This is a genomic window from Collinsella aerofaciens (genome assembly GCF_040926405.1).
Taxonomy (GTDB): Bacteria; Actinomycetota; Coriobacteriia; order Coriobacteriales; family Coriobacteriaceae; genus Collinsella.
On the sequence record NZ_JBCOIG010000065.1, the window covers coordinates 1 to 985 of the forward strand.

General features: G+C 59.1%; 2 protein-coding genes. Both read left to right on the forward strand.

Features of this window, described 5'->3' with window-relative positions; all coding sequences use genetic code 11:
• Window positions 1–74 precede the first annotated feature (74 nt).
• A complete protein-coding gene (tsaE, locus tag AB5758_RS09715; RefSeq protein WP_138113463.1) occupies window positions 75–581 on the forward strand; it encodes a tRNA (adenosine(37)-N6)-threonylcarbamoyltransferase complex ATPase subunit type 1 TsaE in 507 nt (168 codons plus the stop codon).
• Window positions 568–985, forward strand: a 418-nt coding sequence (gene tsaB / locus AB5758_RS09720) for a tRNA (adenosine(37)-N6)-threonylcarbamoyltransferase complex dimerization subunit type 1 TsaB (protein WP_368155552.1), incomplete at its 3' end; no start/stop codon positions are given. The genes tsaE and tsaB, both read left to right, overlap by 14 nt.

The window sequence follows — 985 nt, forward strand, 5'->3', positions numbered from 1 at the left end:
ACTTTAAGATGCTGGGCGACTATCTGGAGCGACATCCCGCACCAGAGGACGCCTCGGAATAATAAGGAGCATATATGTCCCTGGAGCGCCTGGGGGTAGGTACTTACAAAACGACTTGCGCTGCCGATACGGAGTACTTTGGCGAGCTAATTGCACCGTGCCTTGAGGACGGCGATGTGCTCATCCTGACCGGTGGCCTGGGAGTGGGCAAAACTCACTTTACCAAGGGCGTCTCGCGCGGGCTGGGCGATGGGCATATGGTTACGAGCCCTACGTTTGCGCTCATGGCCGTTCACGATCAAGGTCGTATTCCGCTGTTTCACTTTGATCTATACCGCCTGGAGCATGCCTACGAGCTCGAGGATACGGGCATTTTCGATGTGCTGGGCTATGAGGGTGCTTGCCTGCTGGAATGGGGCGAACAATTCCAGGACGAGCTGACGGATGAGTATCTTTCGGTGACGCTCAAGCGTGATGAGGGCGACAGCGATGTGCGAACGATAACGCTTGAGGCGCACGGTGACCGCGCAATGGAGCTTTCCCATTTGATTGATAGGGCTGTACAAGATGAGCTTGCATAACGACAACGCGCTGGTGGTGGCGCTCGATACCTCGACCGACATGCTTGCCTGCGCGGCAAGCTGGATTGATGGGCAGACGGGCGAGACGAAGCTCGTGAGTGGCGACCACATGTGTCGCCGTCACGCCAACGTTGAGCTCGTGAATACCGTTGATGGCGTGCTGGCTCAAGCCGGTCTGGATCGCAGCGATGTTGGTTGCTATGTGGTCGGCCGCGGCCCGGGGTCCTTTACGGGTGTGCGCATCGGCATCTCCACTGCCAAGGGCCTCGCGCGTGGTGCCAATGTTCCGCTGCTGGGCGTGTCGACGCTCGACGCTTGCGCTTGGACGGCGTGGAAGGCTGGCGTGCGCGGCAAGCTTGGTATCTTGGCCGATGCTATGCGCGGTGAGGTATATCCGGCGCTGT